Origin of the sequence: Azospirillum aestuarii (genome assembly GCF_016632405.1) — a bacterium.
In the GTDB taxonomy this organism is placed as follows: Bacteria; Pseudomonadota; Alphaproteobacteria; order Azospirillales; family Azospirillaceae; genus Azospirillum; species Azospirillum aestuarii.
Window position 1 is genome coordinate 1 of the sequence record NZ_JAEPIV010000014.1, and the last position, 24,702, is coordinate 24,702.

General features: G+C 69.5%; 15 protein-coding genes. 13 read left to right on the forward strand and 2 right to left on the reverse strand.

Translation table 11 applies throughout. The features are described 5' to 3' along the window. Window positions 1–218 precede the first annotated feature (218 nt). Window positions 219–1,103 carry an IclR family transcriptional regulator gene (locus JJL56_RS21095; protein ID WP_200486165.1) on the reverse strand — a complete coding sequence of 295 codons (885 nt, stop codon included), beginning with the start codon at window positions 1,101–1,103 and terminating at the stop codon, window positions 219–221. Between the two features lie 164 nt (window positions 1,104–1,267). Between JJL56_RS21095 and JJL56_RS21100 the strand changes: the two genes are divergently transcribed. From JJL56_RS21100 to JJL56_RS21130, 7 genes are all read left to right on the forward strand, one after another. Next, the gene (locus JJL56_RS21100; RefSeq protein ID WP_145624894.1) at window positions 1,268–2,038 is read left to right on the forward strand and encodes an enoyl-CoA hydratase/isomerase family protein; all 771 of its coding nucleotides are present in this window, start codon (window positions 1,268–1,270) and stop codon (window positions 2,036–2,038) included. Window positions 2,039–2,150: 112 nt separating this feature from the next. After that, window positions 2,151–3,227: a polyamine ABC transporter substrate-binding protein gene (locus JJL56_RS21105; RefSeq protein ID WP_145624893.1), complete on the forward strand. Its 1,077-nt coding sequence runs from the start codon at window positions 2,151–2,153 to the stop codon at window positions 3,225–3,227. A gap of 30 nt (window positions 3,228–3,257) precedes the next feature. Next, window positions 3,258–4,361, forward strand: a complete 1,104-nt coding sequence (locus tag JJL56_RS21110) for an ABC transporter ATP-binding protein (RefSeq protein WP_145624892.1) — start codon at window positions 3,258–3,260, stop codon at window positions 4,359–4,361. Then, window positions 4,358–6,127 carry an ABC transporter permease subunit gene (locus JJL56_RS21115; protein ID WP_200486166.1) on the forward strand — a complete coding sequence of 590 codons (1,770 nt, stop codon included), beginning with the start codon at window positions 4,358–4,360 and terminating at the stop codon, window positions 6,125–6,127. Before JJL56_RS21110 ends, JJL56_RS21115 begins: the two co-directional genes overlap by 4 nt. Before the next feature lie 40 nt (window positions 6,128–6,167). Next, complete coding sequence (locus tag JJL56_RS21120) at window positions 6,168–7,697, forward strand: AMP-binding protein (RefSeq protein ID WP_200486167.1); 1,530 nt, start codon at window positions 6,168–6,170, stop codon at window positions 7,695–7,697. Window positions 7,698–7,815: 118 nt separating this feature from the next. Next, complete coding sequence (locus JJL56_RS21125; RefSeq protein ID WP_145624888.1) at window positions 7,816–9,519, forward strand: methyl-accepting chemotaxis protein; 1,704 nt, start codon at window positions 7,816–7,818, stop codon at window positions 9,517–9,519. 116 nt (window positions 9,520–9,635) lie between these two features. Then, window positions 9,636–9,989: a hypothetical protein gene (locus JJL56_RS21130; RefSeq protein ID WP_145624887.1), complete on the forward strand. Its 354-nt coding sequence runs from the start codon at window positions 9,636–9,638 to the stop codon at window positions 9,987–9,989. Window positions 9,990–10,026: 37 nt separating this feature from the next. On the opposite strand, the gene scpC is transcribed toward JJL56_RS21130, so the two are convergent. Beyond that, the gene (scpC, locus tag JJL56_RS21135) at window positions 10,027–11,520 is read right to left on the reverse strand and encodes a succinyl-CoA:acetate CoA-transferase ScpC (protein WP_200486221.1); all 1,494 of its coding nucleotides are present in this window, start codon (window positions 11,518–11,520) and stop codon (window positions 10,027–10,029) included. Between the two features lie 282 nt (window positions 11,521–11,802). Here scpC and JJL56_RS21140 point away from each other — a divergent pair, with 282 nt between their 5' ends. From JJL56_RS21140 to JJL56_RS21165, 6 genes are all read left to right on the forward strand, one after another. Continuing rightward, entirely contained in the window at window positions 11,803–12,972 is a 1,170-nt protein-coding gene (locus tag JJL56_RS21140; RefSeq protein WP_200486168.1) for a pyridoxal phosphate-dependent aminotransferase, read from the forward strand. A gap of 351 nt (window positions 12,973–13,323) precedes the next feature. After that, window positions 13,324–14,691 carry an MdtA/MuxA family multidrug efflux RND transporter periplasmic adaptor subunit gene (locus JJL56_RS21145; RefSeq protein WP_200486169.1) on the forward strand — a complete coding sequence of 456 codons (1,368 nt, stop codon included), beginning with the start codon at window positions 13,324–13,326 and terminating at the stop codon, window positions 14,689–14,691. 15 nt (window positions 14,692–14,706) lie between these two features. Further along, the gene (locus tag JJL56_RS21150) at window positions 14,707–17,808 is read left to right on the forward strand and encodes an MdtB/MuxB family multidrug efflux RND transporter permease subunit (RefSeq protein ID WP_200486170.1); all 3,102 of its coding nucleotides are present in this window, start codon (window positions 14,707–14,709) and stop codon (window positions 17,806–17,808) included. Beyond that, window positions 17,805–21,080, forward strand: coding sequence for an efflux RND transporter permease subunit (locus tag JJL56_RS21155; RefSeq protein WP_200486171.1), 3,276 nt, complete (start codon window positions 17,805–17,807; stop codon window positions 21,078–21,080). The genes JJL56_RS21150 and JJL56_RS21155 overlap by 4 nt, the downstream gene beginning before the upstream one ends. 226 nt (window positions 21,081–21,306) lie before the next feature. Continuing rightward, entirely contained in the window at window positions 21,307–22,791 is a 1,485-nt protein-coding gene (locus JJL56_RS21160) for an efflux transporter outer membrane subunit (protein WP_200486172.1), read from the forward strand. 228 nt (window positions 22,792–23,019) lie between these two features. Then, entirely contained in the window at window positions 23,020–24,693 is a 1,674-nt protein-coding gene (locus tag JJL56_RS21165) for a GMC family oxidoreductase (RefSeq protein WP_145624879.1), read from the forward strand. Window positions 24,694–24,702: the final 9 nt, after the last annotated feature.

Genomic DNA, 24,702 nt, shown 5'->3' on the forward strand with positions numbered 1-24,702 from the left:
CGCGCTGCGTCACCGGAGTTCGGTGCGGCGCGTCGGGGCGCTGTATCTAGAAGGTTCGACTTGGCCTGTCAAGCCTTTGTTGTCACGCTGGCCTGACGTTACTTCATCTCGTCTTCGGCATCTCTGCCTTTTCCCTGCCGCCGTCGCGCTTCTCAGCGGCCCCGGCGTCGTGGGAGCCGGGTTATAGGCGGGTTGGATTAGCCCGGCAAGCGCTTTTTTCACCGCCGTCCATTTTTTCGCGGCGGGGCCGGACGGCCGATGGTGGAGATCGACGACGATGCGGCGACGACCAGCGGGGCGAAGCGCTCCTCCGCCTCCTGCGGGGTGAAGCGCGAGCGCGAGACAGCGATGTTGATGGCGCCAATGGGCGTCCCGGCTGGACCGACGATGGCCGCCGCGATCGACAGGTCGCCGTGGTAATACTCCTCGAAAGCGGTGGCGTAGCCGAGATCGGCGGACCGCTCGATCTTCGCCAGCAGATCCTCCCGCTTCCAGGTGGTGTTCGGCGTGTAGGGGTGCAGGTCCATGCGATCGATCAGATCGATGGCTTCCTCCATCGGCATGCGCGACAGCATCGCCACCCCCGGCGCCGTGCAGTAGGCCGGCATCCGCATCCCGAGGACGACGTCGGTGTTCAGCACATGGCGGCTCATGAAGCGCGACACGAAGACGATCTCCGTGTCGTCCAGCATGGTGAGATTGATCGTCTCCTCGGTCGTCTTGCTGAGATGCATCAGGTAGGGCATCGAGCGTTCGAGCAGCCCGTTGCCGCGCAGGTAATGATGGCCGAGGTCCAGCGTCTTGACCGTCAGTTCGAACCGCTTCGTTTCCGGGTCCTTGTGCAGGTAGCCGAGCTTTTCCAGCGTGTGGGTGAAGCGCTGCGCCGCGCTCTTGTCCAGGCCGACGATGGAGGCGATCTGGGTCAGGCTCATCGTCGGGCGCGCCGCGTCGAACGCGTTCAGCACGCGGAACGCCTTTTCCACGGACATCACCATCAGGGGATCGCCGGCGCGCGCGGCGCCGCCCTCCTTCACCGAGGCGTCCGCATCGACGGTTGCGGATTCCGTGTCTGACAGTCGGGAAGACGGACGGCGCGGAGCCATGGCGATCGGTCCTGTGGTTCGTGTGCGAGAGATACCGTTGACAGGTCTAGCAAAGCAAGCCAAGCTATTCAATACCAAGTATCGTATTGCAATACGACGCGCCGCCCCGACGGGCGCCGGAACATCGGCAAGGCGCGCGGAAGACCCGCTTACAGGAGTGAGCCGTGTTCAAATTCATCCTCACCGAGGTCCGTGGCCCGGTCGGCATCATCACGCTGAACCGCCCGGAAATCCTGAACGCCTGGAACGGCGCGATGCGCGACGAGCTGGTCGTCGCGTTCGAGCAGTTCGAGAATCAGGACGGTGTCCGCGCGATCATCCTCACCGGGGCCGGCGACCGCGCCTTCGGCGCCGGGCAGGACCTGAACGAGACCAAGACCTTCGACGCCGATCGCGCCGAGGAGTGGGTGGCGGAGTGGGAGCGCCTCTACCACCGCATGCGCACCCTGTCGAAGCCGCTGGTCATCGCGCTGAACGGCGTCGCCGCCGGCTCCGCCTTCCAGGTCGCCCTGCTCGGCGACTTCCGCATCGGCCACGCCGGGGTGCGCATGGGCCAGCCGGAGATCAACTCCGGCATCGCCAGCACCACCGGCCCGTGGATCATGAAGGAGATGATCGGCCTGGCCCGCACCATGGACCTGACGCTGTCGGGCCGGCTGATGGACGCCGAGGAAAGCCACCGCATCGGCCTGATCAACCGCATCGTCCCGCAGGACCGCGTGATGGCCGAATCCCTGGCTCTGGCCGAGGAACTGGCCGCCAAGCCGCCGGTCGCCATGCGCCTGGACAAGCAGCGGTTCCGCGAGATGACCGAGGCCGGCTTCCGCGACGCGCTGGCCGCCGGCGTGCGCATCCAGCGCGAGGCCTACGCATCCGGCGAACCGGCCCGGATGATGGAGGAGTTCCTCGCCAAGCGCGCCGCGAAGCGCGCGTAGAGCGGACACGTCGTTCCAAGGGCGCAACGATCCGCCCGCCCGCACCGCCACGGCGGTGCTCTTCCACCGGGGCAACAGAGACGCCCCGGACGCACAGAACAGGGAGTTTCACATGAGCAAGACCTTCGGCTTCTCCATGGACCGTCGCAGCCTGATGAAGGGAGCCGCCGGCGTCGCGCTGGGCGCTACCCTGCCCGCCGGGCTGCTCCGTCCGGCCTTCGCCGCCACCCAGCAGATCACCGTCGCCGATCCGGGCGGCCCCTACAGCCCGGCCTTCCGCAAAGCCTTCTACGATCCCTTCGAGAAGGCCACGGGCATCAAGGTGGTCAACGTCGCCCGCGAGGCGGAGCCGACCGCCCAGTTCAAGGCCATCGTGGAGACCAAGTCCTACACCTGGGACGTCTGCACCCTGACCCTGTCGGCCCGCGACATCCTGATGAAGCAGAACCTGCTGGAGCCGCTGAACTTCGCCGCCGCCGACGTCCCCGGCCTGATGCCGGAGTCGCTGACCAGCCATTGGATGGGCACCGACGTCTATTCGACCATCCTCGGCTATCGCGCCGACAAGTTCGCCGCCAACGCGCCGCAGAGCTGGGCCGATTTCTGGAATGTCGAGAAGTTCCCCGGCCGCCGTTCGCTGCGCAAGAACCCCATCGACACGCTGGAGCAGGCGCTGCTCGCCGACGGCGTGCCGCTCGACCAGCTCTACCCGCTCGACGTCGACCGCGCCTTCAAGGCGCTCGACCGCATCAAGCCGCACGTCGCCGTTTGGTGGACCGGCGGCGCCCAGTCCAGCCAGCTCATCCAGAGCGGCGAGGTCGACATGATCGCCCTGTGGAACGCCCGCGCCCAGGCGGTGATCGACGGCGGCGCCCCGGTGAAGATCAACTGGAACCAGGGGCTCTACTCGATCGAGGGCTGGGGCATCCCGCGCGGCAACCCGCGCGCCGACGCCGCCCGCCAGTTCATCAAGTTCTGCGCCGACCCGTCCCGTCAGGCCGTCTTCACCGAGGTCCTGGCCTACGGCCCGACCAACCTCGACGCCTACAAGAGCATCCCGAAGGAGCGCGCCCCGGCGCTGCCGACCTTCGAAGACAATCTGAAGGTGATGACCATCGCCAAGGAGGATTGGTGGGGCGCCAACCGCTCGAAGATGAACGAGCGTTTCAACGCCTGGATTCTCGGCTAAGCCCGCCTGCCGGAAAGGAGACCCGCCGCCATGCTCTCACCGCTCGCACAGGCGCGGACAGCGCCGGTCCAGGCCGGAGCCGCCGCCACGCCGAAGCTGCTGGTCGACGGCCTGACCAAACGGTACGGCGCCATCACGGCGCTGGAACCCACCCGCCTGGAGGTTCCGGCGGGCGAGTTCCTGACGCTGCTCGGCCCGTCGGGGTCCGGCAAGACCACGCTGCTGCAGATGATCTGCGGGCTGGTGGAGCCGAGCGGCGGGCGCATCCTGATCGACGGGCAGGACGAAACCCGGACACCCGTGCACAAGCGGGACATCGGTCTCGTCTTCCAGCATTACGCCCTGTTCCCCCACCTGACGGTGGCCGAGAACATCGGCTTTCCGTTGCGGATGCGGGGCGTCGCCGCGGCGGACCTGACGCGGCGCGTGAAGGAGGCGCTGGAGATGGTCCATCTGGGCCACCTCGCCGGGCGCTTCCCTAAGGAGCTGTCCGGTGGGCAGCAGCAGCGCGTCGCCCTGGCGCGCTGCTTCGTCTACCAGCCCTCGGTCATCCTGATGGACGAGCCGCTGGGTGCCTTGGACAAGAAGCTGCGCGAGCACATGCAGTACGAGATCAAGCGCCTGCACCGCGAGACCGGCGCCACGATCATCTACGTCACTCATGACCAGGAGGAAGCCCTGGCCCTGTCGGACCGCATCTGCCTGATGAACCATGCCCGCATCGAGCAGCTCGGCACCCCGCACGACATCTACGCCCGGCCGAAGACCGCCTTCGCCGCGGACTTCATAGGCGTGTCGAACATCTTCCGCGGGCAGGTCCGGCGCGACGGCAGCGGGGCGCCCATGCTGGTCACCGGCAACGGCAGCTTCCGCCTGTCCGCCGACACGCCGGACAACCAGGACGGAACGCTGGTCGTCCGTCCCGAGCAGCTCGACATCGACGGCGAGGGCGACAACGAGGTGCGGGGCGAGGTGGTGGACACCGTCTATGCCGGCTCCGAGACCCGCGTCCTGGTGTCGCTGGGCGGCGAGGAGACGATCACCGTCCGCCTGCGCCGCGGCATCGCCCCGCCGCGGCTGGGCGAGGTGGTCGCGGTGCGCTGGCGCGCCGACGCCGGGGTGCTGGTGTCATGAGCGCCGCCACCCTGAACCATGACGGCGCCTTCGCCGCGGCGCGGCGGCGGCTGCGCTTCGGCCCGTTGTGGCTGGCCGCCCCCGGCCTCGCCTTCCTGGCCATCTTCTTCCTGTTCCCGGTGCTGCGGCTGCTCGGCCTCAGCGTCCAGGATCTGGAGACCTCGGCCTGGACCGGCGACCATTACGCCCGCATCGTCGCAACGGACGTCTATTTCCGCGTCCTGATGAGCACCTTCCGCATCGCCGGGCTGACCGCCCTGCTGTCGCTCCTGTTCGGCTATCCGCTGGCCTACTGGCTGGCGCAGTTGCCGGAGCGCCAGCGCGGGCTGGCGATCCTTGCGGTGATGGTGCCTTTCTGGACCAGCTATCTGGTGAAGACCTTCGCCTGGATGGTCATCCTCGGGCGCACCGGCGTCATCAACCAGATCCTCTCCGGCACCGGGATGTCGCCCCTGCCGCTGCTGCACAACGAGTTCGGCGTGATGGCCGGCATGGTCCACGCCATGCTGCCGCTGGCCGTGCTGACCATGCTGCCGGTGATGACCACCATCGACCGCCGACTGGTCCAGGCGGCGGAAACGCTGGGGGCGCCGCCGGCCAACGCCTTTTGGCTCGTCTACTTCCAGCTCTCCTTGCCCGGCGTTGCCGCGGCGGGGCTGCTGACCTTCATCTCCTCGCTGGGCTTCTTCATCGTTCCGGCGCTGCTCGGCGGGCCGCAGCAGACCATGCTGGCGCAGCTCATCATCACCCAGATCCAGGAAATGCTGAATTGGGCCTTCGCCGGCGCGCTGGCCACCTTCATGCTGGTCGCGGCGCTGGTCACCTGCTGGGTCTACGACCGGCTGTTCGGCCTGTCCTCCCTGTCGGGAGAAACCTCCGGGCGGGCCGGCGGCGGCCAAGGGCACCTGCGCAGCGCCGGGATGAAAATCCTGTCGGCGTTCGCCAAGGCGTCGGCGGCGCTTGGCGGCCCGGTCGGGCGCGCGCTGGGGCCGAAGATGATGGACCGGCTGCTGCCGCTCTATTCCGCGGCGATCATCGTCTTCCTGGTCGCCCCGGCGCTGGTCGTCGTTCCCATCGCCTTCACCACCTCGCCCTTCCTCGACTTCCCGCCGCCGGGCTACGGGCTGGAGTGGTTCCGGGTCTACTTCAACTCCGACCTGTGGGTGTCGGCGACGATCCGCTCCTTCGTGGTGGCCTTCGCCACGGCGATCCTGGCGACGCTGGTGGCCGGTCTGGCGGCGCTGGCGCTCGCCCGCTCCTCCTCGCGCTGGCGGGGGGCGATCTTCGCCTTCTTCCTGGCGCCGATGATCGTGCCGCGCATCGTCATCGCGGTCGGGCTGTTCTACCTGTTCGCCCAGATCGGGCTGGTCGCCACCGACCTCGGCCTGATCATCGGCCACACGGTGCTGGCCCTGCCCTTCGCCTTCGTCGCCATCTCCGCGGTGGTCAAGGGGCACGACTGGCGGCTGGACCAGGCGGCGGCGACGCTGGGGGCGAACCGCTTCCGGACGCTGATGCTGGTCACCGTTCCGCTGATCCGCGGCGGTCTGGTGGCGGCGTTCCTGTTCGCCTTCATCACCTCCTTCGACGAGCTGACCGTGGCGATCTTCGTCAGCGGCGGCGTCAAGACCACGCTTCCGAAGCAGATGTGGGACGACATGATCCTCCAGTTGAACCCGACGCTGGCCGCCGTGTCCGTCGTGGTCTTCGCGATCGTGATGGCCCTGCTGCTGATGGCGGAATGGCTGCGCCGTCCGGCGCGCTGATCCGCAACCAACCGACCAAACGCATTCGAGATTACGCACCATGTCCGATTTCGAAGAAGGGTTCGTCCGCCTGTTCACGCAGGCGGCCCGGACCGGACGCGCCCGCCTGTTCGCCCGCTTCAACGGCGAGGCGCTGAGCTTCGCCACGCTCGACCGCCAATCCGACGGCGTGGCGGCCGAGTTGCGGCGGCTGGGGCTGAAGCCCGGCGACCGCGTGGCGCTGATGCTGCGCAACAGCCCGCTGGTGCTCTCCACCCTGTTCGGCCTCGCCAAGGCGGGGCTGGTCTGGGTGCCGATCAACGCCCAGCAGCGCGGCGAGGGCCTGCGCTACATCCTGGAGCATTCTGAGCCCGGCGCCATCGTCGCCGAGGCCGAGTTCCTGCCGGTGATCGCCGAGACGGGCGCGGTGCCCGCCGGCACGCCGCTGATCGTCCAGGGCGATCCCTCCGCCGCGCTGCGGCTGGAGACCCTGCTGGAGTCCGACGCCGCCTTCGAGGAGGCGCCGCCGGCCCCCGACGACACCTTCGCCATCATGTACACCTCCGGCACCACCGGGCGGCCCAAGGGCGTGCTGGTGTCGCACCGCATGATGCGGCTGGCCGGCGAGGCGGTGGCCCGCGTCTCCGCCGCCCGCGACGGCGACGTGCTGTTCGTGTGGGAGCCGCTGTACCACATCGGCGGCGCCCAGATGATCGTCATGCCGCTGATCCGTGCCGTGTCGCTCGCCATGGTCGACCGCTTCAGCGCCAGCCGCTTCTGGGATCAGGTGCGGGAGTACGGGGCGACCCACATCCATTACCTAGGCGGCATCCTGCAGATCCTGCTGAAGCAGCCGGTCTCCCCGCGCGACCGCGACCACCCCGTGCGCATTGCCTGGGGCGGCGGCTGCCCCAAGGAGACCTGGACGCCCTTCGAGGAGCGGTTCGGCGTGCAGATCCGCGAATGCTACGGCATGACCGAGGCGTCGAGCATCACCACCTGCAACGACGAGGGCGTGGTCGGCGCGGTCGGCCGCCCGATGCCCTGGTTCACCGTGGAACTGCTGGACGGCGCGGGCAAGCCGGTGCCGCAGGGCGAGCGGGGCGAGATCGTCGTCCGCACCGACCGTCCCGGTGCCATCTTCCCCGGCTATTTCCGCAACCCGGAAGCGACGGCCCGCGCGCTCAAGGACGGCGCCCTGCACACCGGCGACCTCGGCTCGCTTGACGACAGCGGGACGCTGCTGTTCCACGGCCGGATGACCGACAGCGTGCGCTGCAAGGGCGAGAACGTCTCGGCCTGGGAGGTCGAGCATGTCGCGGCCACCCACCCCAGCGTCGAGGACTGCGCCATCATCGGCGTCGCCGCCGACGTGGGCGAGCAGGACATCAAGCTGTTCGTGAAGCCGAAGGCCGGGGCGACGCTGGACATCCCGTCGCTGTCCGGCTGGCTCGGGAAGCAGCTCGCCCCCTACCAGAATCCGCGTTACATCGCGGTGGTCGAGGAGTTCGAGCGCACCCCCAGCCAGCGCATCATGAAGCACAAGCTGTCCCCGGCCTTAGACGGCTGCTGGGATCGGCTGGCCGGCTGACGGCGCGTCTCACCTCCCCCCGCATGCCCCATGGCCTGCGGGGGAATTTTTTGGCCCCGGCTCCGCGCGCCCCCTGCCGCCCCGCCGACGAAGCCCGCCTTATTGGAAAGCCCTGGACATGCCGCTGCACCGCTGGTTCTCGAACCGCAAGTTACTGCACAAGATCCTCGTTCCGGTCCTCGTCCTGCTGATCGTGATCGCCAGCCTCGTCTGGACCGCCCGGAGCGCGATCTCCGATCTGACAAGCTCAACCGCCCGCATCACCGAGCTGGTCGCCGACCGGCTCGGCGCGACGATCGCCGTCCAGTCGGCGCTGGGCGACGCCATGGACACCGAAGCGAACGCCATCGTCGCCTCCTCCCGCGAGGCCATCGACGCCGCCAACGCGCAGCTCACGGCCAACATCGCCAAGGCCCTGTCCGCCATCGACACGCTGGCCGCGGCCTATGACGATCCGGCGGAGCGCGAGAGCATCCAGGCCATCAAGTCGATCGTCGGGGAGTATGAGCGGGTCGCCCAGACCACCGTGCAACTGGCCCGCGGCTTCGACACCGACGGCGCCATCCGCGTGTCCATCGACGTCGGCCGTCCGGTCCGGCAGAAGCTGACCGCCGCGCTGGGCGAGCGGGTGGAGCAGAGCATGGCCGAGACGCGGGAGGCCGAGCGGCGCGCCACCGCCCTGTCCCAACAGGTCATGACGCGGCTCTACACCGTCGCGGGCGCCGGCATTCTGTTCGCCTTCGGCCTGCTGGGGTCCATCCTGCTGTTCTTCGTCGTGCGTCCACTGCACCGCCTGACGTCGGAGATGACCTCCATCGCCGCCGGCGACCTGACCGTCGCCATCCAGGGAACCGAGCGCACGGACGAGGTCGGCCTGCTCGCCCGCGCGCTCCAGGTCTTCAAGAGCAACGGGCTCGACATGCGCCGCCTCCAGGAGGAGAGCGACGTGCAGAAGCGCCAGATGGAGGCCGACCGCCGCGCCGCCATGCTGGCCCTGGCCGACCAGTTCGACGCCAACGTCCAGGGCGTGGTCCAGGCCGTCTCGCAAGCGGCCCGCCAGCTTCAGAGCAACGCGCAGACGATGACCGGAGCCGCCGAGACGACGACGGAACAGGCCTCCTCGGTCGCCGCCGCGACGGAGCAGGCGTCGGCCAACGTCGCGACGGTCGCCGCGGCGTCGGAGCAGCTGGGAAGCTCCATCGGGGAGATCGGCCGTCAGGTGAACGGCGCCGCGACGGTCGCCCGCGACGCCGTGGCCGAAGGGGAACGGACCAACGCGCTGGTCGAGCGGCTGGCCAGCGCCGCCCAGAAGATCGGCGACGTCGTCAACCTGATCCAGAACATCGCCAGCCAGACCAATCTGCTGGCGTTGAACGCAACCATCGAGGCGGCGCGCGCGGGCGAGGCCGGCAAGGGCTTCGCCGTGGTGGCGGGCGAGGTCAAGGCGCTGGCCACCCAGACCTCCCAGGCGACCGAGGAGATCGCCAGCCAGATCACCGAGATCCAGGCGATCACCGAAGGCACCGTGACGGCCATCCGCAACATCGCCCGGACCATCGCCGACGTGGACGCCATCGCCGGCGCCATCGCCGCCGCCGTGGAGGAGCAGACCGCCGCCACGCACGAGATCGGCCGCAACATCCAGCAGGCGGCCCAGGGCACCCGGCTGGTGTCGGGCAACATCGGCGGCGTCAGCCAGTCGGCCACCGACGTGCGCGAGGCCGCCGCCGAGGTGCTGGACGCCGCGAACAGCCTGTCCCGCGATTCCGACCTGCTGCGCGACGAGATCCACGGCTTCATCGCGCGGGTCCGCGCCGGCTGATATCTCTGCGAGAGCGTGACCCCCGCGTGACCATTTTCGCGTCGCGCGGGGGTCACGCTCCCAACGGCCGAATTCGTGGTAGCATGGCGGTCCACAGTCGGAATCCTTTGGAACCCATGCCGAGTCTGTCCAGCGGCCTCAACGCCCTCATCGCCACGGTCCTGCGCAGCCACCCGTCGCTGCGGGTGCTGCCGGTGTCCCGCTACACCCAGGATCAGGCCGCCGCCTACGCCGCCGCGAACGGGCGGGCCCTTGCGCACGCCGTCGATGAGCGGGGGCGGCAATCGCTCCTGGTCGCCCTGGCCGGGCTGGATTACGTCAGCGTCTGCGACCTCGACCACGACCTGACGGTTCCCGCCGAACAGCCGGTGTCGCTGATCGTGCCCGAACTGCGCGGCGGGCTGCTGGCCCGCTTCTCCCCGCGGACCGCCGGGGACGTGTGCCGGATCGTCGAGGCCGTCTGCCCCTGATCCGCACACGTCGCCGGTAAGGCCCCCGTCAAGGCACTCAGGCCGGCTGCATGCTGCCCGTCTGCTGGTAGCGCAGGTGCCAGGAGAAGGCCTCCTCCAGCAGATGCGGCGTGTGGCCGCCGCGCTGGAGCGCCCGGCGGTGATAGTCCAGCGCCAGCTCGCGGTAGCTGGGGTGGACGCAGTTGCGGATGATCGTCTCCGCCCGCTCGCGCGGGGCGAGGCCGCGCAGATCGGCAAGGCCGGTTTCGGTCACCAGGACATCCACGTCATGCTCGTTGTGGTCGGTGTGGGTGACCATCGGCACGACGCTGGAGATCCGGCCGTCCTTCGCCAGCGACTTGGTGACGAAGATGGCGAGGTGAGCGTTGCGCGCGAAGTCGCCGGAGCCGCCGATGCCGTTCATCATCTGCGTGCCGTTGACGTGGGTCGAGTTCACGTTGCCGTAGATGTCGCACTCCAGCGCCGTGTTGATGCCGATCACGCCCAGCCGCCGAATCACCTCCGGGTGGTTGGAGATTTCCTGCGGGCGGAGCAGCAGCCGGCCCTTGTAGCTGCCGATCCTCGGTAGGACCTCCGCGTATTTTCCGGCGCTCAGCGTGATCGAGGAGCCCGAGGCGAAGGTCAGCTTGCCGGCGTCGAACAGCTCGAAGGTGCTGTCCTGCAGGACCTCGCTGTACATGGTCAGGTCGTGGAACGGGCTGTCGATCATGCCGTGCAGCACGGCGTTGGCGATGGTGCCGATCCCGGCCTGGAGCGGGTTCAGCGAGCGGCCCAACCGGCCCTGCCGCACCTCGCGGTCGAGAAATTCGATCAGGTGCCCGGCGATGTCCCTGGTCTCGCCGTCCGGCGGCAGGATGGTCGCGCTGCTGTCCTGCTTGCGGGTCACCACGATGGCCGCGATCTTCGACGGGTCGATGGGGATGCAGGGCAGGCCGGCGCGGCTCTCCGCCGTCACCACCGGGATCGGCTCGCGAAAGGGACGGCGCGTCGGGATGTAGACGTCGTGCATCCCCTCCAGGTCGAGCGGCTGGGTCAGGTTCAGTTCAACGATGACCTTCTCCGCCAGGATGGCGAAGGTCGCGGAGTTGCCGATGGAGGTGGTTGGGACGATCCCGCCCGTCTCGGTGATCGCGCAGGCCTCGATCACCGCCACGTCCACCGGCCCCATTTGGCGGGAGCGCAGAAGTTCCACCGTCTCCGACAGGTGCTGGTCGACGAACATCACCTCGCCACGGTTGATCGCCTTGCGCAGCACCGGGTCGGCCTGGAACGGCAGGCGACGGGCCAGAACCCCGGCCTCCGTCAGAATCCGGTCCACGTCGTTGCCGAGCGAGGCGCCGGTCATCAGCGTGATCTTCAGCCGTTCCGTCGCGGCGCGTTCGGCCAGCGCCAGCGGCACCGCCTTGGCATCCCCGGCGCGGGTGAAGCCGCTCATGCCGATGGTCATGCCGTCGCGGATCAGCAGAGCGGCCTCTTCCGGCGTCACCACCTTCCCCCACAGGGCCTTCAGGCGAATACGGTCGCGGTACATGGTCATCCTTTGCACGTTCTCGGGCGTTTGTTGCCTGGGGCGTTTGTTCGGCGGACGATTCGTTCGCTTTTATCGTTGGGGTCCGTCATAGGCCCCGCTTTCGCAGCGCTGCAATTGCCGGTCGGTCATATCAGGGTGTCCTAATGGGCATGAATGGCCGCATTGCGCCGTGGCTCCTCAAACGCCCGGTTGTGCCCCGGCACCGCCCTGGGGCATATGGATGGGTCGTCCGCCGTGACCCTTGTCCGGCCAACGGGAAAGCCTGCCAGGGAGCCTCCGCCGATGCGTTTCTCTTCCCTCACCGACCGCATCCGCGGCGACCGCGTCGCGGCCTGGGACATCCATTTCGCCGCCTGGACCGCCAAGGGACGCGGCGAGGACGTGATCGTGCTGAGCGTCGGCGACCCGGATTTCGACACGCCCGCCCCGGTGCGCGACGCCGCCATCGCCGCCCTTCACGCCGGCGACACCCATTACACCCCGATTCCCGGCCGTCCGGAGCTGCGCGCCGCGCTGGCCCGCGACGTGGCCCGCCGCACCGGTCTGCCGGTGGAGCCGGAGAACGTCATCGTCTGCGCCGGGGCGCAGAACGGCCTGTTCAACGCCACGCTCTGCCTCGTCGAGGCGGGGGACGAGGTGCTGGTTCCGGAACCGATGTACCTCACCTACGAGGCCTGCGTCCGCGCGTCGGGCGCCACGCTGGTCCCGGTGGCGCCCGACGCCGCCACGCTGCGTCTGGACCCGGTGGCGCTGGCCGCCGCGGTGACCCCGCGCACCCGCGCCATCTTCCTGGCGACCCCCGCCAACCCCACCGGCATCGTCATGTCGGCGGAGGAGTTGGAGGCCGTCGCCGACCTCGCCCGCCGCCACGATCTGTGGGTGGTCGCCGACGAGGTCTACGCCAGCCTGACCTTCGACCGAACCCACATCGGCATCGCCACCCTGCCCGGCATGGCGGAGCGCACGGTGACCATCAACAGCCTGTCCAAGTCGCACGCCATGACCGGCTGGCGGGCCGGCTGGGTGGTCGCCCCGGCGCCGCTGGTCGCCCATATGGGCACGCTGGCGCTGTGCATGCTCTACGGCCTGCCGGGCTTCGTGCAGCAGGCGGCGCTGGTCGCCGTCGAGCAGGGCGACGAGGCGGTGGCGGCGATGCGCGAGGGCTACCGCCGCCGCCGCGACATCGCGCTTGAGGCGCTCGGCTCCGTTCCCGGCCTGCGCTGCCTGAAGCCGGAGGCCGGGATGTTCATGCTGGTGGACGTGCGCGGCACCGGTCTGCCGACCATGGAGTTCGCGTGGCGGCTGTTCCGCGAGACCGGCGTGTCGGTCCTCGACGCCGGCGCCTTCGGCCCGGCGGCGGCGGGCTGCGTCCGCCTGTCCTTCGCGGTCGGCGAGGCGGAGCTTGCCGAGGCCTGCCGCCGCATCGCCGCCTTCGTGACGGGGTTGGCGTGACATAACCCTCTCCCCTCCGCTCACGCGCAAACGAAGTTTGCGCTGACGCGACAGGCGGACCTTCGGTCCGCTGAAAGCGGGGAGAGGGTGGCCCGCAGGGCCGGTGAGGGGGTTGCGCTTGTGCCGAACGTGGCGCCACGCGCACCCCCCTCACCCTAACCCTCTCCCCGGAGGGGAGAGGGGACTCTCGATGCCCCCTCGACGCTGTTACCGAGCGTTACAAATCTAATCCCTTCTGGACATATTCTGCGCGCGACGCCGTGATAGCGTCCCGCCGGGATCGGGGCTGGGCCGCCGGCCGCCCTCCCGACGCGACGTTCAGGACGACGCCCGCAGGCGATGAAGGACCCGATGGATTTGGACACGCCTCTCAAACCGCCGCCCGCGCCCGGGCCGGACAGCCACGCGACGGCAGTGCCGGAGGCCCGCCGGGACCAGTCGGCTCCCGACGCCCAACGGACCGACGCGCCACGGCGGCGCTCGATCCTGGGGCGGGTGCTGGCGTGGCTGGTGGTGCTGTCGCTGATCGGCGGCGGGGTCTGGTGGTTCGCCTTCCGTCCGGCGCCGGAAATGGCGGCGCGCGGCGGCCCGCCCGGCGGCTTCCGGCCCGGCATGCCAACCGCCTCGCCGGTGGTCACCGCCACGGTGGAGAAGGGCGACATGCCGATCCGGCTGAACGGGCTGGGCACCGTGTCGTCGCTCGCCACCGTCACGGTGCGCCCGCAGGTCGGCGGCCAGCTCACCCAGGTCGCCTTCACCGAGGGGCAGGCCGTCCAGAAGGGCGACTTCCTGGCGGAGGTCGACCCGCGCCCCTTCCAGCTTGCCGTCGAACAGGCCGAGGCCCAGCTTCTGCGCGATCAGGCGTTGCTGAAGAACGCCCGGCTGGACCTGGAGCGCTACCGCCTGCTGGTCAAGCAGGACTCCATCGCCAAGCAGCAGCGCGACACCCAGGAATCGCTGGTCCAGCAGTATGAAGGCACGGTGAAGGCCGATCAGGTGGCGGTGGAGAACGCCAAGCTCAACCTGTCCTACACCCGGATCACCGCGCCCGTCTCCGGCCGCGCCGGGCTGCGGCTGGTCGATTCCGGCAACTACGTCACGGCGGGCGAGGCCGGCGGCATCGTCGTCATCACCCAGGTGCAGCCGATCTCCGTCCTGTTCACCCTGCCGGAGGACAACATCCCGGCGATCATGGCGCGGCTGCGCGACGGGGCGCACCTGCCGGTCACCGCCTACGACCGGACGCGCGACCGCGTGCTGGCGACCGGCACGCTGACCACGGTGGACAACCAGATCGACGTGACCACCGGCACGGTCAAGCTGCGCGCCCAGTTCGACAACACCGACCAGTCGCTGTTCCCCAACCAGTTCGTCAACGTCCAGCTTCTGGTGGACACGCTGGCCGGCGTGCCGATGGTCCCGGTGGCGGCGGTCCAGCGCGGGGCGCCCGGCACCTATGTCTATGTGGTGAACGGCGAGGACAGCACGGCCTCCGTCCGTCCGGTGACGCTCGGCGCCAGCGACGGGGCGAAGACCGTCATCACCCAGGGCTTGCAGCCCGGCGAGACGGTGGTGATCCAGGGCGCCGACCGGCTGCGCGAGGGCGCCAAGGTCGCGGCAACCGACGGCTCGGCCCAGCCGGCAACCCCGGCACCGTCCCCCTTTCCGGCCAGCGAGGGGCCGCGTCCGCAGCGCCGCCCCCAGCGCAATGCGTCGTAACGCGCGCCTGTCGCCATGAACATCTCCCACCCCTTCGTCGTCCGCCCGGTCGCCACCTCGCTGCTGATGCTGGCGATCCTGCTGGTGGGGGCGGTGTCCTACCGCTTCCTGCCGCTGTCGGCGTTGCCGGCGGTGGAATACCCGACGATCCAGGTCCAGACCTTTTTCCCCGGCGCCAGCCCGGAGGTGATGACCTCGTCGGTCACCGCCCCGCTGGAACGCCAGCTCGGCCAGATGCCGGGGCTGGTCCAGATGTCCTCGGTCAGCGCCGCCGGGGCGTCGGTCATCACGCTCCAGTTCGGGCTGGAACTCAGCATCGACATCGCGGAGCAGGAGGTGCAGGCGGCCATCAACGCCGCCGGCAACCTGCTGCCCTCCGACCTGCCCGCCCCGCCGATCTACGCCAAGGTCAACCCGGCGGACGCGCCGATCCTGACGCTGGCCCTGACCTCCAAGACGCTGCCGCTGACCCAGGTGCAGGACCTCGCGGACAGCCGCTTCGCGCAGAAGCTGTCGCAGCTTCCCGGCGTCGGTCTGGTCAGCCTCAGCGGCGGGCACCGGCCGGCGGTGCGCATCCGCGCCAACGTCCAGGCGCTGGCCGCCTACGGGCTGAACATCGACGACCTGCGCAGCACCATCAACACGGCCAACGTCAACTCGCCCAAGGGGACCATCGACGGGCCGACCCGCAACTACACCATCAACGCCAACGACCAGCTCCGCCGGGCCGACGAGTACAAGGACCTCGTCGTCGCCTACCGCAGCGGTGCCCCGGTGCGCCTGTCCGACGTGGCCGACGTGCTGGACAGCGCCGAGAACACCCGGCTGGGCGCCTGGATGAACGACACGCCCGCCATCCTCCTGAACATCCAGCGCCAGCCCGGCGCCAACGTGATCGAGGTGGTGGACCGGGTGAAGGAGATGCTGCCCAACCTGACCGCCGCCCTGCCCGGCTCGGTCGACGTCGCCGTGCTGACCGACCGCACCGTGACCATCCGCGCCTCGGTCGAGGACGTGCAGATGGAGATGATGGTCGCCATGGGGCTGGTGGTGCTGGTGATCTTCCTGTTCCTGCGCAACATCCCGGCGACGATCATCCCCAGCCTGTCGGTGCCGCTGTCGCTGGTCGGCACCTTCGCGGTGATGTATCTGGCGGGTTTCAGCCTGAACAACCTGTCCTTGATGGCGCTGACCGTCGCGACCGGCTTCGTCGTGGACGACGCCATCGTGATGATCGAGAACATCGCCCGCCATGTGGAGCGTGGCGAGCCGCCGCTCCAGGCCGCGCTGAAGGGGTCGAAGCAGATCGGCTTCACCATCGTCTCGCTGACCGTCTCGCTGATCGCGGTGCTGATCCCGCTGCTGTTCATGGGCGACGTGGTGGGCCGGCTGTTCCGCGAGTTCGCCATCACGCTGGCCGTCACCATCCTGATCTCCGCCGTCGTCTCGCTGACGCTGGTGCCTATGCTCTGCGCCAAGCTGCTGCGCCACCGCGAGCCGCGGGAGATGTCCGCCATCGCCCGCCGCAGCGAGGCGTGGTTCGACGCGGTGATCGCCGGCTACGCCCGCACGCTGCGCTGGGTTCTCGACCGCCAGGGGGCGACGCTGATGGTCGCCGTGGGGACGCTGGCGCTGACGGTGGTGCTCTACACCGCCATCCCCAAGGGCTTCTTCCCGGCGCAGGACACCGGCCTGATCCAGGGCGTGACGGAGGCCACCCAGTCCGTCTCCTACGCCGCCATGGCGGAGCGGCAGCGGGCGCTGGCGGCGGAGGTGCTGAAGGACCCCGACGTGGTCAGCCTGTCATCCTTCATCGGGGTGGACGGCACCAACACCACCATGAACAGCGGGCGCCTCCTCATCAACCTGAAGCCGAAGGAGCAGCGGACGGACCATGTGGCCGACATCATCCGCCGCATCCGCCACAACACCGCCGCCGTCCCCGGAATCGAGCTGTTCATGCAGCCGGTGCAGGACCTGACCATCGACGCCACGGTCAGCCGCACCCAGTACCAGTTCGTGCTTGAGGACGCGAATCCCGAGGAGCTGCGCGTCTGGGCGCCGAGGCTGCTGGACCGGCTGGCCGCGGTGCCGGAGATCACCGACGTCACCAGCAACCTTCAGGAGAAGGGGCTGTCGGCCGCCATCACCATCGACCGCGACACCGCCGCGCGCTACGGCGTCACCACGGCGGCCATCGACAACGCGCTCTACGACTCCTTCGGCCAGCGCATTGTCTCCACCATCTTCACCCAGGCCAACCAGTTCCGCGTGATCCTGGAGGCCGACCCGGACCGCATGACGGTGGACCAACTGCTGACCTCCATCCATCTGCCCTCGGCGGGCGGCGGGCAGGTGCCGTTGGCCGCCTTCGCCCGGATGGAGGTGCGCAACGCGCCGCTCCAGATCAACCATTTCGGGCAATTCCCGGCGGTCACCGTCTCCTTCAACCTGGCGCCGGGGGTCTCGCTGGGCGCCGCGGTCAAGGCCATCGAGGCGGCGGAGCAGGAACTCGGCCTGCCGGCCAGCGTGCTGACCCGCTTCCAGGGCGCCGCGCTGGCCTTCCAGGCGTCGCTGGGCAACCAGCTCCTGCTGATCCTGGCGGCCATCGTCACGATGTACATCGTGCTGGGCGTCCTCTACGAGAGCTACATCCACCCGATCACGATCCTCTCCACCCTGCCGTCGGCGGGGGTGGGGGCGCTGATCGCGCTGATGCTGGCCGGGCACGACCTGGACATCATCGCCATCATCGGCATCATCCTGCTGATCGGCATCGTGAAGAAGAACGCGATCATGATGATCGACTTCGCGCTCGACGCCGAGCGTGAGGAGGGCAAGCCCCCGCGCGAAGCCATCTATCAGGCCTGCCTGCTGCGCTTCCGTCCGATCCTGATGACGACCATGGCGGCGCTGCTCGGCGCCCTGCCGCTGATGCTCGGCACCGGCACGGGGTCGGAGCTGCGCCAGCCGATGGGCGTGTCCATCGTCGGCGGGCTGATCCTCAGCCAGCTTCTGACTCTCTACACCACGCCGGTGATCTATCTGGCCTTCGACCGGCTGGCAGCAAAGCTGCGCGGGCGTCCCGACGGGCAGACGGAAGGGGCCGCGCGATGAGCTGGGCGGCCAACCTGTCGGCGCCCTTCATCCGGCGGCCGGTGGCGACGACACTGCTGACGCTCGGGCTGGCTCTGGCCGGGGCGCTGGGCTTCGTCGGGCTGCCGGTGTCGCCGCTGCCGCAGGTGGATTTCCCGACCATCTCGGTCACCGCCTCGATGCCCGGCGCCAGCCCGGAGACGATGGCGGCCAGCGTCGCGACACCGCTGGAGCGGCATCTGGCGCAGATCGCCGACGTGACGGAGATGACCTCCTCCAGCTCCGCCGGATCGACGCGCATCACGCTGCAGTTCGGGCTGAACCGCGACATCGACGGCGCGGGCCGCGAGGTGCAGGCCGCCATCAACGCCGCCCGCGCCGATCTGCCGTCCAGCCTGCGGAGCAACCCGACCTACCGCAAGGTCAACCCCGCCGACGCCCCGATCATGATCCTGACCATGACCTCGGCGACGCTCAGTCAGGGGCAGCTCTACGATTCCGCGGCGACCGTGCTCCAGCAGAAGCTGTCGCAGGTCGAGGGCATCGGGCAGGTCAGCATCGGCGGCAGCTCGCTCCCCGCCGTGCGGGTGGAGCTGAATCCCCGCGCCCTGTTCCAGTATGGCATCGGGCTGGAGGACGTGCGCGCCGCCATCGCCTCGGCCAACGCCAACGCCCCCAAGGGCGCGGTCGAGGACGGGGAGCTGCGCTTCCAGATCTACACCAACGATCAGGCCCGCAAGGCGGAGGAGTACCGGTCGCTGGTGATCGCCTATCGCAACGGGGCCGCCGTCCGCCTGTCCGACGTGGCCGAGGTGTCGGACAGTGTGGAGGATCTGCGCAACGCCGGAATCACCAACGGCAAGCCGTCGGTCCTGCTGATGCTGAACCGCCAGCCGGCGGCCAACATCATCGAGACGGTGGACCGGGTGAAGGCCATGCTGCCGGAGCTGCGCGCCTCCATCCCCGCCGACATCGACCTGTCGGTCTCCAGCGACCGCACCACGACCATCCGCGCCTCGCTGGCCGAGGTGGAGCACACGCTGATCGTCGCCGTCGGGCTGGTGGTCATGGTGGTGTTCCTGTTCCTGCGCAACGCGCGGGCGGCGCTGATCCCCAGCGTGGTGGTCCCGGTGTCGCTGGTCGCCACCTTCGGCGCCATGTATCTGCTTGGCTACAGCCTGAACAACCTGTCGCTGATGGCGCTGACCATCGCCACCGGCTTCGTGGTGGACGACGCCATCGTGGTGCTGGAGAACATCGCCCGCCACATCGAGAACGGCATGTCCCGCACCCAGGCCGCGCTGCGCGGCGCGCGGGAGGTCGGCTTCACCGTCCTGTCGATGAGCGTGTCGCTGGTCGCCGTCTTCATCCCGATCCTGCTGATGGGCGGCATCGTCGGGCGGCTGTTCCGCGAATTCGCCCTGACCCTGTCCATCGCCATCCTGGTCTCGATGGTCATCAGCCTGACCACCACGCCGATGATGTGCGCCATCCTGCTGCGCGAGCCGCGCAAGGCGAAGGAACCGGGCCGCATCGTGGGTGGCCTGCGCCGGTTCGGGGCGCGGATCGGCGCCCGGATCGGCGGGGGCACGCTGCGCCTCTACGACCGGACGCTGACGGCGGCGCTCGACAACAGCCTGCTGACCATGGTGGTCTTCGCGGCGACCGTGGCGCTCAGCGTCCACCTCTTCACGATCATCCCCAAGGGCTTCTTCCCGCAACAGGACACCGGCCGGCTGATCGGCTTCGTCGTGGCGGACCAGAGCACCTCCTTCACGCTGATGAAGGAGAAGATGGAGCGCTTCGTGGCGCTGGTGCAGGCCGACCCGGCGGTGGACACGGTGGTGGGCTACACCGGCGGCAGCCGGACCAACAGCGGCTTCATGTCCGTCTCGCTGAAGCCGCTGGCGCAGCGCGACGTCACCGCCGACGCGGTGATCGCCCGCCTTCGCACCCAGCTCACCCAGGTCCCCGGCGCGAACCTCTACCTGTCGGTCATGCAGGATTTGCGGGCGGGGGCGCGGCAGGCCAACGCCAACTACCAGTTCACGCTTCAGGGCGACACGCTGGACGAGCTGCAAACCTGGGCGCCCCGCCTGACCCAGGCGCTCCAGCAGGTGCCGGAGCTGACCGAGGTGAACTCCGACCAGCAGCAACGCGGCTTGGCGCTGGAGGTGACGGTGGACCGCGATGCCGCAGCGCGGCTGGGCCTGTCCTTCAACCAGATCAACAACACGCTCTACGACGCCTTCGGCCAGCGCTCCGCCTCGACCATCTACAACCCGCTGAACCAGTACCGCGTCATCATGGAGGTCGCCCCCCAATACCGTGAGGACCCGGAGATGATGAAGGACATCCTCATCAGCAAATCCGGCGGCGCGGTCAGCGGAACGCAGGCGACGAGCGCCATCGTCGGCGCCGCGACCGCCGACACCGAGGCCGCGCGCAACCAGCGCATCAACCAGATCGCCACCACCGGCCGCACCGCCGCCTCCACCGGATCGGCGCTCAGCACCGGCGTGGAGACGATGATCCCGCTCTCGGCGATCGCCCGCGTCTCGCTGGAGAACACGCCGCTGTCGGTGAACCACCAGGGGCCGTTCGTCGCCACCACCATCTCCTTCAACCTCGCCCCCGATGTCTCGCTGGGCGAGGGGTTGACGCTGATCCGCCACACCATGGACCGGATCGGCGTGCCGACGACCATCCAGGGCAGCTTCCAGGGCACCGCGCGGGTGTTCCAGCAGTCGATCGGCGACCAGCCGGTGCTGATCCTGGCGGCGCTGCTGGCCGTCTACATCGTGCTGGGCGTGCTCTACGAGAGCTACATCCACCCGCTGACCATCCTGTCCACCCTGCCCTCCGCCGGGGTGGGGGCCCTGGTCGCGCTGATGGCGCTGGACAAGGAGCTGAGCATCATCGCGCTGATCGGCGTGATCCTGCTGATCGGCATCGTCAAGAAGAACGCGATCATGATGATCGACGTGGCGCTGGAGGCGGAGCGGAGCGAGGGGCTGGACCCGCGCACCGCGATCCACCGCGCCTGCCTGCTGCGCTTCCGCCCGATCATGATGACCACGGTCGCCGCCCTGCTGGGCGCCCTGCCGCTGGCGCTGGGTTCCGGCGACGGGGCGGAGCTGCGCCAGCCGCTGGGCATCGCCATCGTCGGCGGTCTGGTCGTCAGCCAGATGCTGACCCTCTACACGACACCGGTCACCTACCTGTATCTCGACCGCTTCCGGCTGTGGTGCCGGCGGCAGCAGCGGCGCCCCGGCGCGGGTGTCGCGGCATGATGGGCGGTTATGGCCATCGTAGCCCTCTCCCCTCCGGGGAGAGGGTGCCCGCAAAGCGGGCGGTGAGGGGGTTGCGCGTAGCGGCACGTCCGGCACAAGCGCAACCCCCTCACCCTAACCCTCTCCCCGCTTTCGGCGGACCGAAGGTCCGCCTGTCGCGTCAGCGCAAACTGTGTTTGCGCGTGAGCGGAGGGGAGAGAGGAATCGACCGACGGATGAACCTGACATGACGACGACATTCGGGCGGCGCGCCCGTCTCCTGGGCACGGCAGTCGGCGCCCTCACGCTGCTGTCGGCCTGCACCGTGGGGCCGGATTACGAGCGGCCGTCCGCCGCCGTGCCATCTGCCTACAAGGAAGGCGGCGTCACCCCCGTGGCCTTCGCACCGCCCCCTGTCCCGCGCGACGACGGCTGGCGCCCGGCCACGCCGGGACAGGCGGAGGCCGGCCCCTGGTGGACCGTCTTCGACGATCCGGTGCTGGACGGGCTGATGCGCCGGGTGGAGGTCGACAACCAGAGCCTGAAGGCGGCGGAGGCCGCCTACCGGCAGGCAAAGGCGCTGTCGGATCAGGCCCGCTCCTCCTTCTTCCCCATCCTGTCGGTCAGCGGCGGCGCCGACAGGGCGGGAACCGTCGGGTCGGGCAACCGCAGCACCTCCGGCACCGGCATCAGCCGCAGCGGAACCCCGGTGACCACCTACGACGCCGGGCTGGGGGCGAGCTGGGCGCCGGACCTCTGGGGCCGCATCCGCCGTTCGGTGGAAAGCAACGACGCCAACCTCCAGGCCAGCGCCGCCGACCTCGCCGCCGCCCGCCTGTCGGCGCAGGCGCAGCTGGCCACCGCCTACGTCCAGTTCCGCGTGGCGGACGAGCGCAAGGCGCTGCTGGAGCGGGCCATCGCCGCCTACCGCCAGTCGCTGGAGATCGCCCGCAACCGCCACGCCGTGGGCACCGCGACGCTGGCCGACGTCTTCACCGCCGAAACACAGGTCCGCTCCACCGAGTCGCAGCTCGTGGCGCTGGGGGTGCAGCGCGCCCAGTTCGAGCACGCCATGGCGGTTCTGGTCGGGCAGGCGCCCGCCGCCTTCGCCCTGGCCCCGGCGCCGTTGACCGCCGCGGTCCCGGCGATTCCGCCCGGCGTGCCCTCCGCCCTGCTGGAGCGCCGGCCGGACATCGCGGCGGCGGAACGCCAGATGGCCCAGGCCAACGCCCAGATCGGCATCGCGGAGTCGGCCTGGTACCCGGACGTGGTGCTGTCCGGTTCCCTCACCAACAGTGCGACGATCCTGCCAAAGCTCCTCCAGGCGCCGACGGCGCTCTGGGCGGTCGGGGCGCAGGTCGCCCAGACCCTGTTCGACGGCGGCACGCGGACGGCCGAGGTGGAGCTGCGCCGCGCCGTCTTCGACCAGAGCGTGGCGCAGTACCGCCAGACCGTGCTGACCGCCTTCCGGGAGGTGGAGGACCAACTCGCCGCCCAGCGCATCCTGGCGCAGCAGGCCGCCGTGCAGGACGACGCGGTACGGCTGGCGCGCGAGGCGGAGCGGCTGACCCTGAACCAGTACCGGGCGGGCACCCTGCCCTACAGCAGCGTCCTGACCGCCCAGACCGCCGCCCTGTCGGACGAGGAAAGCGCCCTCTCGGTGCGGCAGAGCCGCCTGCTGGCCGCCGTCTTGCTTCTCCAGGCGTTGGGGGGCACTCCGCCGAGTTTTTAATCCGGGGGAAGGCCGGGCTACCCCTTCGGACTCAGCATCGAAAGTGGTGCGGGGATGGGGCGGTCAGTCCTTTGAAAAAATGGATAAAACCCGCGCAGTTGCTGGCTGCGGGGGTGGTGCGGGGGTCAATCCGCTGGACGGGCTAGCCCGCAATTTCAGTAACGGCATGGGGAACTTGAGATTTATCTGAGTCCCGTGCGTTCAACCCTAAAGAAAAGCAGGCGCAGCATGATCCTCGATGCTCGCTCGGTGTCCTCGGGCACCAACCTTGACGCGGACCTCTGCATCGTCGGCGCCGGCGCCGCCGGGCTTGCCATAGCCCGTGCGCTGGCCGGTTCGCGCTGGAAGATCGTCCTTCTGGAAAGCGGCGGGCTCGACCCCGACGGCCACACCCAGTCGCTCTACGCCGGCGAGAATCTCGGCCTGCCCTACGAGCGGCTGTCCACCGCGCGCAGCCGCTATTTCGGCGGCAGCACCAATTGCTGGGGTGGCTTCTGCCGGCCTTTCGAACCGATCGACATGGAGGCGCGGCCCTGGGTGCCGAACAGCGGCTGGCCCTTCGGGCCGGAGATGCTGGCCCCCTACTACGCACGCGCCCACAGCCACCTGAACCTGCCGTCGCACATCTACGACAACGGCCATTGGGAAAAGACCCTGGCGCCGGACGGGATCGAGTTCCTGCCGGTGGAGGGCGGCGCCCTGGAGAACCGCGTCGCCCAGATCAGCGACCAGCCGCGCGTCGGCGTGACCTCCGTCGACGAGATCGTCCAGGCCGCGAACATCGCCTGCTACCTGAACGCCAACGTCACCGAGTTCGAGACCAACGACACCGCCACGGTGGTGGAGCGGGTGCGCTGCGCCGCCCTCAGCGGCGCCCGCTTCACGGTCACCGCGCGGCAGTTCGTCCTGTGCTGCGGCGGCATCGAGAACGCGCGCCTGCTGCTGCTCTCCAACCGTGTGCAGAGTGCCGGGCTGGGCAACGGCCACGATCTGGTCGGCCGCTACTTCACCGACCACCCGCGCATCAAGGCCGGTTCCGTCCGCCTGACCGATCAGGCGCGGCATCGCCGCCTCTACGACATGACGCTGACCCTGTCGCGCCGCCGGCTGAACGCCAAGCACCTCCCCGTCTCCGCCTCCCTGTCGCCGACGGTGGAGACGCAACGCCGGCTGGGGCTTTTGAACTCGCGCAGCTATCTGGTGGCGCAGTATCACGGCGAGGCGACCGCCGGGGTGCGGGCGTTGCACGACCTGCGCATGCTGATGTCCGACCGCCGCAAGTTCGGCCACGCCGAGGGCGACCTGCGCGCCCTCCTGCGCGAGGCGGTGCCGCAGATCGCGCTGCATCTGCCGAATCTCGCCTACGCGCTGTTCGACAATGTGGTGAATCCGGCCTGGGTGACGCGCAGCTTCCTGCTGGAAACCATCGTGGAGCCGGTGCCCAACCCGGACAGCCGCGTGACCCTGGCGACCGAACGCGACGCGCTGGGCCTCAACCGGGCCGACACGGTCTGGCGCCTGACCGAGCAGGACCGCGACAACTTCCTGCGCACCAACGAGCTGGTGCGGACGGAGCTGACCCGCAACGGCCTGATCACGGTGACCGAGCCGGACCCGCAGGAGGCCGCAGAACGCGCCTGGGCGGAGCGCATCTCCTGGTGCTGGCACCATATGGGCACCACCCGCATGCACGACGACCCGAAGCAGGGCGTGGTCGACGCGCGCTGCAAGGTGCACGGGATGCACAACCTGTACATCGGCGGCAGCTCCGTCTTCCCCAGCATGGGTTGCGACCACCCGACCGTCAACCTCGTGGCGCTGGCCTTCCGCCTCGCCGAGGAGGTGTCGGTCCGCCTGCAGCACGACCGCGCCGTCACCCTGGAGGGCCAGCAGGCGGCTTGAACGCCTTGC

What these genes read in the sequence shown, in the direction of transcription:
- JJL56_RS21165 (WP_145624879.1), top strand. Translation starts at nt 23,020, where the DNA reads ATGATCCTCGATGCTCGCTCGGTGTCCTCGGGCACCAACCTTGACGCG.
- JJL56_RS21150 (WP_200486170.1), top strand. Translation starts at nt 14,707, where the DNA reads ATGAACATCTCCCACCCCTTCGTCGTCCGCCCGGTCGCCACCTCGCTG.
- JJL56_RS21140 (WP_200486168.1), top strand. Translation starts at nt 11,803, where the DNA reads ATGCGTTTCTCTTCCCTCACCGACCGCATCCGCGGCGACCGCGTCGCG.
- JJL56_RS21120 (WP_200486167.1), top strand. Translation starts at nt 6,168, where the DNA reads ATGTCCGATTTCGAAGAAGGGTTCGTCCGCCTGTTCACGCAGGCGGCC.
- scpC (WP_200486221.1), bottom strand. Translation starts at nt 11,520, where the DNA reads ATGTACCGCGACCGTATTCGCCTGAAGGCCCTGTGGGGGAAGGTGGTG.
- JJL56_RS21145 (WP_200486169.1), top strand. Translation starts at nt 13,324, where the DNA reads ATGGATTTGGACACGCCTCTCAAACCGCCGCCCGCGCCCGGGCCGGAC.
- JJL56_RS21155 (WP_200486171.1), top strand. Translation starts at nt 17,805, where the DNA reads ATGAGCTGGGCGGCCAACCTGTCGGCGCCCTTCATCCGGCGGCCGGTG.
- JJL56_RS21105 (WP_145624893.1), top strand. Translation starts at nt 2,151, where the DNA reads ATGAGCAAGACCTTCGGCTTCTCCATGGACCGTCGCAGCCTGATGAAG.
- JJL56_RS21125 (WP_145624888.1), top strand. Translation starts at nt 7,816, where the DNA reads ATGCCGCTGCACCGCTGGTTCTCGAACCGCAAGTTACTGCACAAGATC.
- JJL56_RS21160 (WP_200486172.1), top strand. Translation starts at nt 21,307, where the DNA reads ATGACGACGACATTCGGGCGGCGCGCCCGTCTCCTGGGCACGGCAGTC.
- JJL56_RS21115 (WP_200486166.1), top strand. Translation starts at nt 4,358, where the DNA reads ATGAGCGCCGCCACCCTGAACCATGACGGCGCCTTCGCCGCGGCGCGG.
- JJL56_RS21110 (WP_145624892.1), top strand. Translation starts at nt 3,258, where the DNA reads ATGCTCTCACCGCTCGCACAGGCGCGGACAGCGCCGGTCCAGGCCGGA.
- JJL56_RS21130 (WP_145624887.1), top strand. Translation starts at nt 9,636, where the DNA reads ATGCCGAGTCTGTCCAGCGGCCTCAACGCCCTCATCGCCACGGTCCTG.
- JJL56_RS21095 (WP_200486165.1), bottom strand. Translation starts at nt 1,103, where the DNA reads ATGGCTCCGCGCCGTCCGTCTTCCCGACTGTCAGACACGGAATCCGCA.